Genomic DNA, 285 nt, shown 5'->3' with positions numbered 1-285 from the left:
TACTCAACCAAAAGCTGACAATACTCAGGCTGGCAGTGAAAGCTCACTAAATGCAGATCAAGCTGATAATGGGCAAAACGTGAAAGCTACCGATGTTGGTACAGGCAATGCCCCGCTGAATACGGGTGCTGCTTCAACAGCTCAAGCCACTGCTACTCAGCAAGTGACTGAGCCTACTCAACCAAAAGCAGATAATGCTCAGGCTGACATTGATAACTCATTAAATGATGTTCAAGCTGATAACGCTCAAAACGTGAATGATGCCGAGGTTAATACAGGCAATAC

General features: G+C 45.3%; 1 protein-coding gene. It reads left to right on the top strand.

All coding sequences use genetic code 11. The features are described 5' to 3' along the window. The coding region (locus H5187_RS24175) for a hypothetical protein (RefSeq protein ID WP_182798535.1) at positions 1–285 on the top strand (285 nt) is incomplete at both ends.

Origin of the sequence: Pseudoalteromonas sp. SG44-1 (genome assembly GCF_014164315.1) — a bacterium.
Lineage (GTDB): Bacteria > Pseudomonadota > Gammaproteobacteria > Enterobacterales > Alteromonadaceae > Pseudoalteromonas > Pseudoalteromonas rhizosphaerae.
This window is presented reverse-complemented; position numbering and strand designations above follow the sequence as displayed.